The organism is Anaerostipes hadrus ATCC 29173 = JCM 17467, assembly GCF_030296915.1.
Classification (GTDB): Bacteria; Bacillota; Clostridia; order Lachnospirales; family Lachnospiraceae; genus Anaerostipes; species Anaerostipes hadrus.
Map to the genome: position 1 here is coordinate 1,172,929 of NZ_AP028031.1, position 16,426 is coordinate 1,189,354.

Here is a 16,426-nt window from a genome sequence, read left to right on the forward strand (position 1 = left end):
TATAATTATAAGCGAAATAAAGATTTTGGAGGAATAAAATGGCAAACTCAGATAAGAATATTTCCTCAGCAGTTATCAAACGACTTCCTAGGTATTTCAGATATTTAGGAGCGTTAAAAGCGAAGAATATTACAAGAATCTCTTCAAAAGAATTAAGTGAACAGATGATGGTAACAGCATCGCAGATTCGTCAGGACCTTAACAATTTTGGTGGATTTGGGCAGCAGGGATACGGATATAATGTAGATAATCTGTATACAGAGATTGGTAAGATCTTAGGTCTGGATAAGAGAAATGACATGATCATTGTTGGAGCCGGAAATCTTGGACAGGCTCTTGCGAATTATCAGTCTTTTAATGAAGATTATGGATACAAAGTCATGGCACTTTTTGATGTGAATCCAAAGCTGATCGGAATTTCTGTCCGTGGAGTGAAAGTTCTTGATACAGATGAACTAGAGAACTTTATCAAAACACATGGAATTAAGATCGCTGCACTGACAATTCCGAAGGATCAGGCACCTGCGATCGCAAAGAAGATGGCAGAATGGGGAATTAAAGGATTCTGGAATTTTGCACCAATCGATCTTCATTTACCAGATAATGTTACAGTAGAGAATGTACATTTAGCAGAAAGTCTGATGACATTAACATACAATGTCCACAACCGTGAAGAGAGTGAGAACGAATAGCAGGTAAGAAGATGATTGCTGGAATAGGAACAGATCTCGTAGAGATATACCGGATAGAAGAGATGATTCTTCGAGGAAGACATCTTTCAAGAATTTTTACGACAACTGAATTAGCATATGCAAAAGACAATGCTACGACTTTAGCTGGCAATTTTGCTGTAAAAGAAGCCGTTTCCAAAGTATTTGGAACCGGCTTTTTCGGTGTGGAACCATATGAGATTGAAGTGTTGAGAAATGAATCAGGTGCGCCATATGTCAAATTATATGGAAATGCGAAAGAGATAGCAAAAGATAAACAAGTTTCAAGAATTCATGTATCGATCACGAATACAAGAGAATTTGCACAAGCTTTTGCGATAGGAGAATGCGTATGAGATATGTATTAAAGAATCAGGAGATGCAAACGGTCGATCATGAGACGATTCATGGAATAGGAATTCCGGGACTTGTATTGATGGAAAGAGCATCTAAAGCAGTTGCAGATAAGGCTGCACAGATAGCAGATCATTCACAGAGGATATTGATCATTTCAGGAATTGGCAATAATGGAGGAGATGCACTTGCTTGTACGAGAATTTTGTTGGAGCAGGATTATTTAGTGGATTATATGATCGTTGGTAATATAGAAAAAGCTTCAGCAGATCTGAAATTACAGCTTCAGATACTTAAGAATCTAGGCTATTTTCCGATAGATTGTGAAGATGTAAATTTTCATGAATATGATCTTTTGATCGAAGGGATTTTTGGAGTTGGACTTTCTAGAGAAGTTGGTGGTGTTTATAAAGAAGTCATTGAACGGATCAATGCATGTGGTAAGCCTGTGATCGCAATTGATATTCCATCTGGAATCAGTGGAGATAGTGGAAAGATTCTTGGATGTGCAGTGCATGCGTCATCAACAGTTACATTTGGTGGATATAAAAGAGGTCATTTATTATATCCAGGACGAGAATATTGTGGAGATATTAAACTGGTATCCATAGGATTTCATGACCAGACGATCAAAAAGTATGCGACAGGATATATATTAGAGGAAAGTGATCATTTAATGCCAGAAAGAAAAGCATATTCCAATAAAGGAAGCTATGGGAAGATTTTGATCATTGCTGGAAATGAAACAATGTCAGGAGCTGCATGTTTTGCAGCAGAGGCAGCACTTCGGATGGGTGCAGGACTTGTGAAAGTGCTTTCTGATGCTGGAAATCGTCAGATTTTACAGACAAGACTTCCAGAAATTTTATTTGGAGAACGAAAAGATTTAGAAGAATCTTTAGAATGGTGTGATTGTATCTTGTTTGGCCCAGGAGTTGGTGTCAGTGAAGAAATGAAAGAAATGTTAGAGATGGTTTTGAAAAAAGGAAAAAAACCATTGGTCATTGATGCAGACGGATTAAATATAATCAGTAGATTTAACATGAAAATTGATTATCCATATGGGACGATCATGACTCCACATTTGATGGAGGCAGCAAGATTGATGTCATGTGATATCACACAGATCAAAGAAGATCTATGTCAGAGTGCACAAGATCTTGCAGAGAAATATCATTGTACAGCTGTTTTAAAAGATGCAACAACTATCGTTGCACGAGAAGATGATTTGGTGTATATTAATCAAAGCGGAAATGATGGAATGGCGACTGGAGGAAGTGGAGATGTTCTTGCGGGAATGATCACAGGCCTTTTGGGGGAAGGATTATCTGTTCATGAGGCAGCAGTTCACGGAGTTTATCTTCACGGTCTTGCAGGAGATCATGCAAAGCATGATCTGGGCGCTTACAGCATGATCGCATCAGATATTATTGCTCATATAAAGGACGTTACAGGAGGAAATTATGAACCAGTACTATAGAGTGCATGCAGTTATTGATCTGGATGCAATCTGTCATAATATAAGAGAAGTAAAACGTGTAGTTGGAGAAGGTGTGAAAGTAATGCCAGTGATCAAAGCTGACGGATACGGACACGGAGCAGTTCCAATTGCAAAAGAATTAAATAAGATCGGAGTTGATGCATTTGCCGTTGCAATCCTAGAAGAAGGGATCACACTTCGAAACAATGGAATCAGACAGCCAATCTTGATTTTAGGATACACATCAGAATATCAGTACAGCTCATTGATTCAGTATGAGATCGAGCCAACTGTATTCTGCTATGAGATGGCAGAGTCCTTATCAAAGATCGCGCAGGCACTAGGCAAAGATGCGAAGATTCATATCAAACTGGATACAGGAATGAACCGTATCGGATTTAAACCAACCAAAGAATCTGTAGATAGCATAGAGAAGATCGCCAAATTACCAAATATCAAGATTCAAGGAATCTTTACACATTTTGCATGTGCAGACGAGGCGGATAAAACAGAAACTTATGAGCAGGAACGAAAATATGATCAGTTTATTACGTGGCTTGAGGAAAGAGATATCTATATTCCGATCAAACACGTATCAAACAGTGCATCGATCATTGATCTGGATGGATTTAGAAAAGATATGGTACGTTCAGGAATCATTACTTATGGATTATATCCATCAGAAGAAGTTTCAAAAGATGTATTGGATTTAAGACCAGCAATGGAATTAAAGACACACATTGTATATATCAAAGAAGTGGAAGCAGGAGAAGGAATCAGTTACAATCACACATATGTAACTGATAAGAAGACAAAGATCGCAACTATCCCAGTAGGATATGCAGACGGATACCCAAGATCACTCTCTTCCAAAGGAAAAGTATTGATCCGTGGGCAGTATGCACCGATCATTGGAAGAATCTGTATGGATCAGTTTATGGTTGACGTGACAGATATTGAAGGTGTATCTGTGATGGATGAAGTAACTTTAGTCGGACACGATGGCAATAAAATGTTGACCGTAGAAGAAGTTGCAAATGAAGCAGGATCTTTTAATTATGAATTTGTCTGTGGGATTGGGAAACGTGTTCCACGAGTATACATTCGAAACGGAGAGATGAAAGAAACAGAATATTTTGAAAAATAAGGAATACTTTTGAAAGAATCGTAAATACTCTTCATACAATATTTAAAAAGAAATGGAGAGTGTTTATGCTTATGGTAATTAAGCGAGGCGATATATTTTATGCAGATTTAAGACCGGTTGTTGGTTCAGAACAAGGCGGTATCCGTCCTGTGATCGTATTGCAAAATGATGCGGGAAATAAATATAGTCCAACGATCATCTGTGCAGCGATCACAAGTAAGATGAACAAGGCAAAGTTGCCGACTCATGTACCGATCGACTGCCACAGATGTGAATTAGAAAAAGATTCTGTGATCTTGTTAGAACAGATCCGGACAATCGATAAAAGTCGTTTAAGAGAAAAGGTATGCCATTTAAATTGTACATTCCTAAAACAAGTGGATCATGCACTAAAGATCAGTTTAAGTCTTGATACATAACAGGAATCTTGGATATATTGACCTTTTTTCTTAGAAATGATATATTTAAGTTTGTATAGTCTTAATTTCTAGAAGATAAAAGGAGAAAGAAAAAGAAATGGAAGGATTTACTCCCTCGGTGCTTATGATGATCATTTTAGCAGTTATCATCGGATTTGCAGTTGGGTGTTTTTTCATGAAACAAAGAGAGAAGATCAAAGAAGCAAAGAAAAAACTGCACACATCAGAACAAGAACATGAAGAGGATGAAGACAATGAATATGAAGAAGAAATCATGAACATTGTTAACGAAGGACATGAGCAAGGTGCGATCATGGAAGGGGAAGCCCGCATGATCACGAATATTTTCGAATTTGGAGATAAAGATGTTACAGATGTTATGACATCAAGAAAGAAGATTGATGCGATTGATGTAAACATGTCCGTAGAGAAAGCATTAAATTATATGTTAGATGAGCCATATTCAAGATACCCATTATATGAAGATGACATTGATAACATTGTAGGAGTGCTTTATTTAAAAGATGTGATCGATGCATATCTTAATCAGAAAGAAGCAACACTTTCTGATATTGCAAGAGAGCCGTTTTTTGTTCATCAGACGATGAATTTATCGGTGCTTTTTCAGGAGATGCAGACCAAGAAGATTCATATGGCGATCGTTATTGATGAATATAGCCAGACAGAAGGTATTGTATCTATGGAAGATATGTTAGAGGTCATAGTAGGGAATATTTTAGACGAATATGATGTCGAAGACCGTAATATCACCAAGATCGGATGGGCAGATATCTATCTTGTACGTGGAAGTACGAGACTGGAAGAACTTGAGGATACATTAGGAATCGAATTTGACGTTGAAGATATTGAGACACTCAATGGATTTTTAATTGATCAGCTGGGACATTTACCAGAAGACAATGAAGAAATAGAAATTATCTACCAAGGATATTCCTTTAAATCTGTTGATATTCATGACAACATGATTAGACAGGTAAAGGTAGAAAAAAGGAAAAGGAAGGAAGAAGAAGATGTCAGGACACAGTAAATTTGCGAACATCAAACACAAAAAAGAAAAAAATGATGCGAAAAAAGGAAAGATTTTCACAGTCATTGGAAGAGAAATTGCAGTAGCCGTTAAAGAGGGTGGACCAGATCCAGACAACAATAGCAGATTACGTGATGTCATTGCAAAAGCAAAAGCAAACAATATGCCAAATGACACGATCGAACGTGGTATCAAAAAAGCTGCCGGAGATGCAGATTCTGTTAATTATGAGCAGATTACATATGAAGGATATGGACCAAGCGGAGTTGCGATCATCGTAGATACATTAACAGATAACAAAAACCGTACAGCATCTAATGTAAGAAATGCTTTCACAAAAGGAAATGGTAACGTAGGAACACCAGGATGTGTATCTTATATGTTCGAGAAGAAAGGACAGATCATCATTTCTAAAGAAGAATGTGAAATGGATGCAGACGATCTTATGATGATGGCATTAGATGCCGGAGCAGAAGACTTCAACGAAGAAGACGACAGCTTTGAAGTATTGACAACACCAGAAGACTTCAGTGCAGTCAGAGAAGCTTTAGAGAAGGAAGAAATCCCTATGGCAGATGCCAGTGTAACAATGATCCCTGGTACTATGGTCGAACTTACAAGTGAAGAAGATATTAAGAGTATTCAGAAAACATTAGATCTTCTTGATGAGGATGACGATGTGCAAGAAGTTTATACAAACTGGGATGAATAATCTGTTATAGATTTTATAGAATATAAAATAATAAGAACCTTAACTCAATGCATATATAATAAATGCTGGGAGTTAAGGTTCTTTTTTGCTATGATATTTGAAATTTATAATATGAATTATTACTGTTACTAAGTAATCTTCGAACACCTATAAAACTATGCATTCTCAAGTGCTTCTTTCAGATCATTGATAATATCTTTTGCACTTTCAATTCCAACGGATAAACGGATCATTCCAGGAGAAACACCAGCTTCTCTTAACTGTTCATCATTCATCTGGCGATGTGTATGACTTGCTGGGTGAAGAACCATTGTTTTTGATGCAGCAACATGAGTTGCGATGTTCGCTAATTTTAAGCTATCCATAAAACGTACTGCAGCATCACGTCCACCAGTCAGTTCAAAGGAAATAACACCACAGGTTCTTCCCTCATCCATATATTTTTGTGCTAGTTCATGATATTTATCATCAGGAAGTCCGGCATAAATAACATGAGATACTTTTTCATGAGCATCTAAGAATTCAGCGACTTTCTGAGCATTTTCACAATGACGTTCTACACGCAAAGGTAGTGTTTCTAATCCAAGATTTAATAAGAAACAGTTTTCAGGGGATGGAATGGAACCAAGGTCACGCATCAGCTGTGTTGTAGCTTTTGTGATATAGGCTTTCTTTCCAAATTGTTTTGTATAAACGACACCATGGTAAGATTCATCAGGTTCAGTAAGACCATGATATTTGTGTCCATAAGCGTCCCAGTCAAAGTGTCCGCTGTCAATGATTGCACCGCCAACTTGAACGGCGTGTCCATCCATATATTTTGTTGTTGAATGTGTGACGATGTCAGCACCCCATTCAAAAGGACGACAGTTGATCGGTGTTGCAAAAGTATTATCAACGATCAATGGAACTTCATGTTCATGGGCAACCTTTGCAAATTTCTCAATATCAAGAATGACAAGTGCAGGGTTTGCAATTGTCTCTGCAAATAAAACTTTGGTATTCGGTTTGAATGCAGCAGCAATTTCTTCAGCACTTGCATCAGTATCAACGAATGTACAGTCAATTCCAAGTTTCTTTAATGTAACACCCAGAAGGTTAAATGTTCCACCATAGATCGTAGAAGCTGCAACAACATGATCTCCAGCTTCACAGATATTAAAGATCGCATAGAAGTTTGCAGCCTGTCCAGAAGAAGTAAGAAGCCCTGCAACACCTCCTTCAAGATCAGCAATTTTGGCAGCTACAGCATCGTTCGTAGGATTCTGAAGACGCGTATAGAAATATCCTTCTGCTTTCAGATCAAATAACTGTCCCATTTCATCGGTTGTATCATATTTGAAAGTAGTACTCTGATAAATAGGAAGTGCACATGGTTCTCCTTTCTTAGGAGTGTAACCAGAATGAAGACATTTTGTTTCTAAATCATAATGACTCATAATCATAATTCCTTTCTGTTATAAAAAATATGTATTAAATTATACCCGTAATTCCTAAAGAAAACAAGGGGAATAGAATTCAGATAATTTATTGAATTGACTAAAAAAAAAGAAAATTCGAGATTTTTTATATAAAAGAAAAACAACTTGACAAAAAAATTATTTTTATCACACAAACCAACAAAAACATTGAAAAACTTAACGAAGTTCTTAAGATAATTTGTTGTTTTATTTTTAACGATGTGCTAAAATAAAGATGTTATTTTTAATACTGAAAGGAGTTTCAACATGATTTATTCACATGAAGTAGAACAAATGTGTACAGTAGCTCAGGGTGTAAACCATGGAGCTGCCCCAATTCCTGAAGAAGCAAAATGGGTAAAAGCGAAAGATGTAACAGACATCTCAGGATTAACACATGGTATTGGTTGGTGTGCACCTCAGCAGGGAGGATGTAAATTAACTCTTAACGTTAAAGAAGGTATCATCCAGGAAGCATTAGTAGAAACAATCGGATGTTCAGGAATGACACATTCAGCTGCTATGGCATCTGAAATCTTACCAGGAAGAACAATTTTAGAAGCATTGAATACAGACTTAGTTTGTGATGCTATCAATACAGCAATGAGAGAATTATTCTTACAGATCGTATACGGAAGAACTCAGAGTGCATTCTCTGAAGAAGGACTTCCAATCGGTGCTGGTCTTGAAGACTTAGGTAAAGGATTAAGATCTCAGGTTGGTACAATGTACGGAACACTTAAAAAAGGTCCTCGTTACCTTGAAATGGCTGAAGGATACGTTACAGGTATCGCTCTTGATGCTGATGATGAAATCATTGGATACCAGTTTGTTAACTTTGGTAGAATGATGGACTTCATCAAAGCTGGAGACGATGCTCAGACAGCACTTGACAAGGCCAAAGGTCAGTACGGACGCGTTGATGACGCTGTTAAGATTATTGACCCAAGAAAGGAATAGGAGGTAGCGAATAATGGCTTTATTTGAATCATATGAAAGAAGAGAAAAACAGATTCTTGCTGTTTTAAAAGAGTATGGAATCAATTCTATCGAAGAAGCTGGTGAAATCACAAAAGCTGCTGGATTAGATGTTTATGCTCAGGTTGAAGGAATTCAGCCAATCTGTTTCGAAAATGCAAAATGGGCTTACACAGTAGGTGCTGCTATCGCAATCAAAAAAGGTTGCAAGAGAGCTGCAGACGCTGCTGCTGCTATCGGAGAAGGTCTTCAGGCATTCTGTATTCCTGGATCTGTAGCTGATCAGCGTAAAGTAGGTCTTGGACATGGTAACTTAGGAAAGATGCTTCTTGAAGAAGAAACAGAATGTTTCGCATTCTTAGCAGGTCACGAATCTTTCGCAGCTGCTGAAGGAGCTATCGGAATCGCTGAAAAAGCAAACAAAGTTCGTCAGAAACCTTTAAGAGTTATCTTAAACGGATTAGGAAAAGATGCTGCACAGATCATTTCCAGAATTAACGGATTTACATATGTTGAAACTGAAATGGATTATTACACAGGTGAAGTTAAAGAAGTATTCAGAAAATCTTACTCTGAAGGATTAAGAGCTAAGGTTAACTGCTACGGTGCTAACGATGTAACAGAAGGTGTTGCAATCATGCACAAAGAAGGTGTAGACGTATCTATCACAGGTAACTCTACAAACCCAACTCGTTTCCAGCATCCAGTTGCAGGTACATACAAAAAAGAATGTATCGAACAGGGTAAAAAATACTTCTCTGTAGCTTCTGGTGGTGGTACAGGACGTACATTACATCCAGATAACATGGCTGCAGGACCAGCTTCTTACGGAATGACAGATACTATGGGACGTATGCATAGTGATGCTCAGTTCGCAGGATCTTCTTCAGTACCAGCCCATGTAGAAATGATGGGATTAATCGGTATGGGTAACAACCCAATGGTAGGAGCTACAGTAGCAGTAGCTGTATCTATTGAGGAAGCTGCTAAGGCAGGTAAATTCTAAGAAACCGCTTAAATACGTGGTTTTTGAACGGAGTTAAAAGCGGTAAGAAGTAGTGAAAAGTGGACGATTCGTACATTATTCATACATTATTCGTACACACGACTCCTACATCAGAATAACAAAAAACAGAGCCGAGATGGTAAGTCTTGACTCTGTTTTTTGTTATGTAATATTCTATTTTATCTTTAGAATCTCTTCCATAAGCCATTCTTTTTTTCTCTTTGTATAGGTCTTTTCTGTGAGGTCGTCGATTTTATGTCCTATGATACGTTTTAGAGCATATTCATTTACTTTTGCATCTTTTGCCATTGTAGCAAATTGGATACGTCCATCGTGAGCACGATGTTCTGGATTTAATTCCAGCTTGTTAACAATCTTTTCAACTCTATGTCGATATTTATCATATGTGAGTTTTAAGCTACTTCGATGGGTTTTAGTATCAGTACAATTAATCAAGTATTCGCTTCCAAGAGATAAAGCTTCCTGGTAACGATGTTTTATTAAGCTGCGAATCTTTGGATGGACTGGAACCACACGATCTTTTCCAGCATCAGTTTTCATACCGCCAGTAATAAACCAATTTTCTAAATCAACATTCTCCATCTTTAACAAGCCTAATTCCTGTGGGCGCCATCCGCTATAACACTGGATTAGTAGCACATCTACATAGTCTACATCATATAAGTTATTCCACAATTTTTGCATTTCTTCATCTGTGAAGTCAATATGATCTTTCTTTTCTTCCTCGACATCTTTAATAATATCATGCGAAAAATGGTGTAACACTTGCGACATTGATTCAGCCATCAGATCGATTATACATATATGCGAATGTTGGACATGGAGATTTTGAAGTATTTCGAGGCGTGATCTGGGATCGAGACAGGGTTACCGATACAGAAAAAAAGGTAACATTTACAGCCTATGATTACTTGATTTATATGATGAAATCCCAAGACTATTTTTATTATAAAAAAGGTCTCAGCACAAAGGAAATTGTAAAAAGAATCTGTACGGCATGGAAGTTGAAACTGAAATACAGTTACGGATCAATCAAAAACAAAAGGATCAAACCAGTGCAAAAGAACATTGGAGATATGATCGTATATGTGCTGAACAAAGCGAAAAGTAAACTTTCCAGCCGATATATTTTTACGATTGAAGGAACTACAGTGATTGTCAAGTATGCAAATACTAATACAACGATTTATAAGATTGAGGAAGGAAAGAATGTAATCTCCATAGAGATAAAAGAGACAATGGATGATATCGTTACAAAGATAAAGATCTACGGAGAAGCTAAGAAAAAGTCAATCCCTAAACTTGCATCAGTATTTAAGAATACATCGAAGTTTGGTACGATCCAAGAAGTCATGGATAAAGACAAGAAGGAGAAACTTTCAAAAATAAAGAAACAAGCACAAAAGAAATTGAAGAGCAGTGCAAAGGTCAAGTATGAATATATAGTAACGGCGATCAGTAATCCGAAGATAAAACGTGGAGACACCGTTTACGTTGGATGTGGTACCGCTGGACTTAAAGGAAATAAAACAGTAAAAAGTATTACACATGACTGTGTGGCTGGTACGATGGACGTTGTTTTTTACTAAAGGAGAGTTCTATGCAGAGAAATGGAAGAAAAAATTTTATCCGGGCGATCGAACAGATTTCAAAAGGAAACCAAAGTGCAGCGGATGTTGTTGCAGAACTTGGAACTATGAAAGACGGAGGGATTCTTCCTGACTCTTATCCAGAAGGTGCAGAACCAGATGACGATTTTTTGATGTTATCTGATGCAAAAGTAAGTGATGGCGATCGAGTATTACTGATCTGGACAGATGCAGAGGAAATCGTTGTAATCGGTAAAGTGGAAGGAGATGAAGAAGATGCCGGATAATCTTTTCCCAGAGGAATATGAAAACGAAGAAGAATATTTTGAAGATGAAGAGAACGAAGGAACTGAGGAAGAAAATACAGAAGAAGAGGAAGATGCAGGTTATAAACCCAGCATCTTTTTTGATTTTGATACTGGAGACTTTGTCGTAAATCACGATGGAAAATTAAAAGAAGCCTCGGGATTTGAAGCTTGGATGCAGTGGTGTCAGAAAACATTAATGACACAACGATATGCACATGAGGGATATTCTACGGATATAGGGATTGACTATGAAAGTGCATTAAAAGCTGACAGTAGAGAAGAAGCAGAAAGCATCTTGCAGAGGGAGATAGAAGAAGCGTTAATGGCTGATCCGTCAGAGAGGACTCTGTATGTTGGAAATATTACTTTTGAATGGGCAGCAGATGATTGTCTTGTAACAGTACAGGTGCAGGGCATTGATGGAGATATAGAAATACAGACACAATTTGAAAGTGGGGTGGTCTAATATGGCATTGGAAGCAGAAGAACTAGAATTGCCAGATTTCTTGAACAATTCGAGTGAAGAAGAAATTCATGAAAAAATGCTTGGTAACCTTCCAGAAGATATTGATAAATCAGAGGGCGGTTTTCCTTGGGATTTTACACGTCCAACAGCGATTGAAATAGCAGAGCTAAAAGAATACGTGCTTGTGGAAGTATTGAAAAGTCTTTCGCCGGCGACTTGTGAAGAGTCTTATATATTGGATTACCATGCTGATGGAAGAGGTCTTGTACGAAGGGAATCGGTAAATGCTTCAGGATATGTTACTGTTACGGCAAAAGCTGGTCTTGTTATTCCTTTAGGATATGGTTTTTCTACAGAAGCAGATGACGAAGGGAATACGATAGATTTTGTAACGACTGAGGAAGTTACGGTCGATTCTCTTGGAAATGCAAAGATTACAATTGAAGCAGCAGAAGGAGGATCTGCAAGCAATGTTGGAGTAAATACGATCGTATTACATACTGGAGATGAGACAGGAGAACTGCTCGATGAAATAATCTCTGTTACAAATGAGGAAGCTGTTACAGGCGGTTTGGATGAAGAGGACGATGATACTTTAAGAGAACGAATTGTTGAGTATGATCGAAGCCATGACATTTCCTATGTTGGGAATGTGGCAGACTATAAACGATGGGCATTGTCAGTTCCCGGTGTTGGTGCAGTTACTGTGATACCAGCAAAAGATGACTCTGGAATAATCAAGATCATCTTAATGGATCAGAACGGAGTACCAGCATCGAAGCAGATTCAAGATGCTGTGTATGATTATATTATGCGTCCAGATAGTGAATCAGATCGCTTAGCACCGCCCAATGCTGTATTAGAGATAACGGCTCCTGAAACAGTAGTAGTTAACATATCAGCTGTGGTTTATTTGAGAGAAGCAGAAATTGGCGATGTGCAGAATGATTTGAAAGCTTCACTTCAGTCATATTTGTTAAATGTTTCATCGAATGATAGTGCGGTTAGAATATCAGCGATCAACAGTATCCTTGGAGCTGTATCAGGTATCTATGATTATGACAGTGTACAAATCAATGGAGTGTCAAAAAATGTAGACCTTGAATCTGGACAAATGCCGGTTTTAGGAACAGTAACAATAACGGAGGGATAATACTATGTGGTATAAAACAGACCTTATGGAGCAAATCCTGACGAGTGAAAGTGCAAAACAAATGATTGACTATGTATCGCCGATTTATGGGAAATCAAGAATCGGACTTTGGCTGTTCCAAGTGATCGGACTTGAGATAGATGACGTAAAAACAATATGTAAAGATATATTTGATCAGATATTTGTTGATCGTGCTACATGGGGGCTCCCTATTTGGGAAAAAGAATACGGAATAACGCCGCTTCCAGATCAGACGATTGAGCAGAGAAGAACACAGATTTTGCAAATGAGGATAAAAAGGCCTTTGAATCCTAAAAGGTTTGAAAAGATCATAGAAGCTTTGAGCGGTGTAGAAACAAAGCTCATAGAAAATACAGCAAAAAATACATTTCAAGTCAATCTTTATGGCGAAGTAAATAATTATGATGAAGTAGTAAGAAGAATTGACGAATTGAAACCAGCACATTTATTGTGCGATATTCGTGTTTCAGACGTTATAGAATCAGAGACGGCATTGAATTATGCGATTGTTTCAGGCTCTTGTGAATATTCTTCTTCGATCGTTAGTGAGGTATAAAATCATGTGGGAAAATACAGTAATTACAAATGCAGGTATTGAATTATTAAAGAATGCCTTAAGCGGAGGAACAATAACAGTAACAGCGATCAAGTCTGGTGCTGGTAAAGTTGACGTTAGTGCTTTGAAAAGTCAGACGGCGGTATCATCAATTAAGCAGTCTGGAACAGTACAGGGCGTGACAAAAACAAACGAAACAATCAAGATAGGAGTATTGTTTTCAAACGCTGGTTTATCTGCCGGATACAGCATGACACAGCTTGGAGTTTATGCAAAAGGATCAACCGGAAGTGAAGTGTTGTTTGCGATTTCTCAAAGTACAACAGGGAAAGAAGTTCCGGCAGAATCGGCTATGCCGTCATGGTCGTTAGTACATAATTTTTACATCAAGCTTAATAATGATGTAAAAATGACAGCAACGGTTGATCCAGAAGGGTACGTTACATTTGAAACTATGCAGACAGCGTTAAATACGCATACAGGAAACAAGAGCAACCCTCATAGTGTTACTAAGTCGCAAGTAGGCTTAGGGAACGTTCCGAACGTAGCGACAAATGATCAGACACCGACATATTCAGATACAACAACTCTTGTGACTTTATCAAGTGGCGAGAAAATATCTATTGCATTTGCAAAGATTAAACTTGCAATTACAACTCTGATTAATCATCTTGCGAATAAAAGTAATCCTCACGGAGTTACTAAAAGCCAAGTTGGATTAGGCAATGTGGAGAATAAAAGCAGTGCTACAATCCGTGGAGAATTAACCAAAGGTAATGTAACGACAGCCCTTGGTTATACACCGCCTACACAGGATACAAACACTTGGAGAGGAATCCAGAATAATTTAACGTCGGATGCAACAGATCAATCGCTTAGTGCTGCACAAGGGAAAGTCTTAAATACAAATTTAACACGCCATACAGGAAATAAAACAAATCCGCACGGAGTGACGAAATCACAGATTGGTCTTGGAAATGTGGAGAATAAATCAAGTGCAACGATCAGAAGCGAGATTACAGATGCTAATGTAACGACAGCCCTTGGATTTACGCCAGCAAATCAGACTGACATGACGAATGCACAGGATGCTATTACGCAGCTAAATTCTGACTTAAATAACAGAATAGAATTTACAATTACTAGCATAGATTCAAAATATGCATTCACCGGAAACAGTTATAAACATAATGGAAAAGTATATATAAATGGATATTTCCATTGCAATTCTCCTAGTGTTGGGATTACAACTTGTTTTTTTGTTCCAGAAGGTTTTAGACCTAAAATAAAATGCGGATCGGCTTGCTATACCGATGATGATGTTAATTTTAATAATATTGGTGCTGTTAAAATTGACACAAATGGTGATATAACAATATATTTTCCTACAGTGTACTCAACATGTGTATATACCTCCATAGTATATGATATAGATTAATTTAATTTACGATAAATCATAAAATTAATCCTAACAACACCGTTTGTATCACTGGATAATCCTATGTTTATATTTAAATTTGTATTATCCCATTGTAAAGCAGCACCTGTTACCAGACCTTGATACGCATTCCAATCACCGTTGCAAGCTGCTATATATAACTTTTCGTTATTTATGTCTGATATTTGCATGCCTAATGCTTTTGCAATTTCAGACTGACATCTTTGCCAGTAAATCATTTTGTTGCTTGTTCCAGAAAATACTTTTGATAAAAATGCTCTTTCAGAATTTAGCTGCGGAAGTCTACGAATCCTCCGCAGCGGAAAAGAGTATAATGCACACATAACACACAAAGGAGAATGTATTATGCGTGACAGAATTATAAGCAATGTTTTGATTAAAATGGGCAATAGAATCAAGAAAAAAGAGCTAGATTATCTTGAAAATGTGCTGGTAGAAGAGTTCCGAGATGTGCAGATTAAGAAAGAATCGACGGAATTGACGGAATACAATGACAGTTTAAGGAAGCTAAAAGATACGTTCCTTGCGACGCTGATTGTAGAAAATAAATCCAACAGAACGATTGAACAGTATAATTTACATCTAACACAGTTTGTAGATTATTTCACTGCAAAAGAAGCAAAAGACATAGATGCAACCGATATTAGGGGATTTCTATATGCGTATAAGCAAAGCAGATGCATATCGAATTTATCATTAAACAATAAGCGATCAGCAATATCCTCGTTTTTTAGTTGGCTGGCTGATGAGGAGTACATTGACAAAGATCCAACTCGAAAAATTAAGAAAATCAAAGTAACAAAGAAAAAGAAGAATGCGTTTACAGCTGATGAAATGGAACGTATGCGTATAGCATGTACGGATATTCGTGATCGGGCGTTGATAGAGATGTTAGCATGTACAGGATGTCGTGTGTCGGAGCTAAGTAATATAAGTTTGAACGACGTAGATTTTTTGAGAAAGAAAGTACGAATTGTAGGGAAAGGAGATAAAGAGAGGACGGTATTCATTTCAGATACCGCTATGATTTATCTCAACAGATACTTAGAAACAAGGCAAGATAATAATGTTGCTCTGTTTACATCTAAGAGATTCCCTTATGATCGATTGCAAAAGGATGGAATTGAACGAGTAGTAAGAGACCTTGGAAGAATGTGCAATGTGTATGCACATCCGCACAAATTTAGACGAACATTATGCACAAACCTCATAATGAGAGGGATGCCATTGCAGAATGTTGCGATATTAATGGGGCATGCCGACATTAATATGACAGCTGGAACTTATTATGATGCATCAGACCAAATGATAGAGTATGAATATATTCGTTATGCAGCTTAAAGAATAATAACAAATCTAATATATAAACTATTAAATCTGCTTAAAAGGGAAGGAGATTTTATTTTTATGCGAAAAAATATTATAAAAAACAGATCGCCATGCTAAACAGCTATGGTAACAATAAATAGAACTCAACAACACAGCTAAATTCTGATACAAAAAGCATAATACAGTTTTTAGGCAATATGACCACACCTA

The 16,426-nt window shown here is 37.4% G+C and carries 19 protein-coding genes; 16 read left to right on the forward strand and 3 right to left on the reverse strand.

Annotated elements, in window-relative coordinates:
- Nucleotides 1-38 precede the first annotated feature (38 nt).
- From QUE18_RS05700 to QUE18_RS05730, 7 genes are all read left to right on the forward strand, one after another.
- Nucleotides 39-692 (forward strand): redox-sensing transcriptional repressor Rex, encoded by a 654-nt coding sequence (locus tag QUE18_RS05700; RefSeq protein WP_008392885.1) that lies wholly within the window; start codon nucleotides 39-41, stop codon nucleotides 690-692.
- Nucleotides 693-703: 11 nt separating this feature from the next.
- Nucleotides 704-1,066, forward strand: a complete 363-nt coding sequence (gene acpS / locus QUE18_RS05705) for a holo-ACP synthase (protein ID WP_009203474.1) — start codon at nucleotides 704-706, stop codon at nucleotides 1,064-1,066.
- Nucleotides 1,063-2,544 carry a bifunctional ADP-dependent NAD(P)H-hydrate dehydratase/NAD(P)H-hydrate epimerase gene (locus tag QUE18_RS05710; RefSeq protein ID WP_009203473.1) on the forward strand — a complete coding sequence of 494 codons (1,482 nt, stop codon included), beginning with the start codon at nucleotides 1,063-1,065 and terminating at the stop codon, nucleotides 2,542-2,544. The genes acpS and QUE18_RS05710 overlap by 4 nt, the downstream gene beginning before the upstream one ends.
- On the forward strand, nucleotides 2,528-3,691 hold the full coding sequence (gene alr, locus QUE18_RS05715; protein WP_009203472.1) for an alanine racemase: 1,164 nt from the start codon (nucleotides 2,528-2,530) through the stop codon (nucleotides 3,689-3,691). Before QUE18_RS05710 ends, alr begins: the two co-directional genes overlap by 17 nt.
- A 71-nt stretch (nucleotides 3,692-3,762) precedes the next feature.
- Complete coding sequence (locus QUE18_RS05720) at nucleotides 3,763-4,110, forward strand: type II toxin-antitoxin system PemK/MazF family toxin (RefSeq protein WP_009265730.1); 348 nt, start codon at nucleotides 3,763-3,765, stop codon at nucleotides 4,108-4,110.
- 97 nt (nucleotides 4,111-4,207) lie between these two features.
- Nucleotides 4,208-5,158, forward strand: a complete 951-nt coding sequence (locus QUE18_RS05725) for a hemolysin family protein (RefSeq protein WP_008392880.1) — start codon at nucleotides 4,208-4,210, stop codon at nucleotides 5,156-5,158.
- The gene (locus tag QUE18_RS05730; RefSeq protein ID WP_008392879.1) at nucleotides 5,142-5,870 is read left to right on the forward strand and encodes a YebC/PmpR family DNA-binding transcriptional regulator; all 729 of its coding nucleotides are present in this window, start codon (nucleotides 5,142-5,144) and stop codon (nucleotides 5,868-5,870) included. The genes QUE18_RS05725 and QUE18_RS05730 overlap by 17 nt, the downstream gene beginning before the upstream one ends.
- A 155-nt stretch (nucleotides 5,871-6,025) precedes the next feature.
- On the opposite strand, the gene QUE18_RS05735 is transcribed toward QUE18_RS05730, so the two are convergent.
- Nucleotides 6,026-7,309 (reverse strand): O-acetylhomoserine aminocarboxypropyltransferase/cysteine synthase family protein, encoded by a 1,284-nt coding sequence (locus tag QUE18_RS05735; protein WP_040344206.1) that lies wholly within the window; start codon nucleotides 7,307-7,309, stop codon nucleotides 6,026-6,028.
- Between the two features lie 288 nt (nucleotides 7,310-7,597).
- On the opposite strand from QUE18_RS05735, the gene QUE18_RS05740 reads away from it, so the two are divergent.
- Nucleotides 7,598-8,290: an iron-sulfur cluster assembly scaffold protein gene (locus QUE18_RS05740; RefSeq protein ID WP_008392877.1), complete on the forward strand. Its 693-nt coding sequence runs from the start codon at nucleotides 7,598-7,600 to the stop codon at nucleotides 8,288-8,290.
- Nucleotides 8,291-8,303: 13 nt separating this feature from the next.
- Nucleotides 8,304-9,314 (forward strand): GGGtGRT protein, encoded by a 1,011-nt coding sequence (locus QUE18_RS05745; RefSeq protein ID WP_008392875.1) that lies wholly within the window; start codon nucleotides 8,304-8,306, stop codon nucleotides 9,312-9,314.
- 174 nt (nucleotides 9,315-9,488) lie between these two features.
- Here QUE18_RS05745 and QUE18_RS05750 read toward each other — a convergent pair whose 3' ends face one another.
- A complete protein-coding gene (locus tag QUE18_RS05750; protein WP_286259570.1) occupies nucleotides 9,489-10,109 on the reverse strand; it encodes a tyrosine-type recombinase/integrase in 621 nt (206 codons plus the stop codon).
- Between QUE18_RS05750 and QUE18_RS05755 the strand changes: the two genes are divergently transcribed.
- Genes QUE18_RS05755 through QUE18_RS05780 form a run of 6 tightly spaced genes read left to right on the forward strand, consistent with a single transcriptional unit; the run spans nucleotide 10,109 to nucleotide 14,866 of the window.
- Entirely contained in the window at nucleotides 10,109-10,924 is an 816-nt protein-coding gene (locus QUE18_RS05755; RefSeq protein ID WP_286259572.1) for an XkdQ/YqbQ family protein, read from the forward strand. The two genes, QUE18_RS05750 and QUE18_RS05755, sit on opposite strands and share 1 nt — an antisense overlap.
- Nucleotides 10,925-10,935: 11 nt before the next feature.
- Nucleotides 10,936-11,211 carry a hypothetical protein gene (locus tag QUE18_RS05760; protein ID WP_009203412.1) on the forward strand — a complete coding sequence of 92 codons (276 nt, stop codon included), beginning with the start codon at nucleotides 10,936-10,938 and terminating at the stop codon, nucleotides 11,209-11,211.
- Nucleotides 11,201-11,698: a DUF2634 domain-containing protein gene (locus tag QUE18_RS05765; RefSeq protein ID WP_015530913.1), complete on the forward strand. Its 498-nt coding sequence runs from the start codon at nucleotides 11,201-11,203 to the stop codon at nucleotides 11,696-11,698. The genes QUE18_RS05760 and QUE18_RS05765 overlap by 11 nt, the downstream gene beginning before the upstream one ends.
- A 1-nt stretch (nucleotide 11,699) precedes the next feature.
- On the forward strand, nucleotides 11,700-12,851 hold the full coding sequence (locus QUE18_RS05770) for a baseplate J/gp47 family protein (protein WP_009203410.1): 1,152 nt from the start codon (nucleotides 11,700-11,702) through the stop codon (nucleotides 12,849-12,851).
- Nucleotides 12,852-12,855: 4 nt separating this feature from the next.
- Entirely contained in the window at nucleotides 12,856-13,428 is a 573-nt protein-coding gene (locus QUE18_RS05775) for a putative phage tail protein (protein WP_009203409.1), read from the forward strand.
- A 4-nt stretch (nucleotides 13,429-13,432) separates the two neighbouring features.
- Nucleotides 13,433-14,866, forward strand: a complete 1,434-nt coding sequence (locus QUE18_RS05780) for a hypothetical protein (protein WP_286259578.1) — start codon at nucleotides 13,433-13,435, stop codon at nucleotides 14,864-14,866.
- Here the strand turns inward: QUE18_RS05780 and QUE18_RS05785 are convergent.
- Nucleotides 14,863-15,105 (reverse strand): hypothetical protein, encoded by a 243-nt coding sequence (locus tag QUE18_RS05785; RefSeq protein ID WP_008393607.1) that lies wholly within the window; start codon nucleotides 15,103-15,105, stop codon nucleotides 14,863-14,865. The two genes, QUE18_RS05780 and QUE18_RS05785, sit on opposite strands and share 4 nt — an antisense overlap.
- Before the next feature lie 127 nt (nucleotides 15,106-15,232).
- Between QUE18_RS05785 and QUE18_RS05790 the strand changes: the two genes are divergently transcribed.
- A complete protein-coding gene (locus tag QUE18_RS05790; RefSeq protein ID WP_226796856.1) occupies nucleotides 15,233-16,228 on the forward strand; it encodes a tyrosine-type recombinase/integrase in 996 nt (331 codons plus the stop codon).
- Nucleotides 16,229-16,426: the final 198 nt, after the last annotated feature.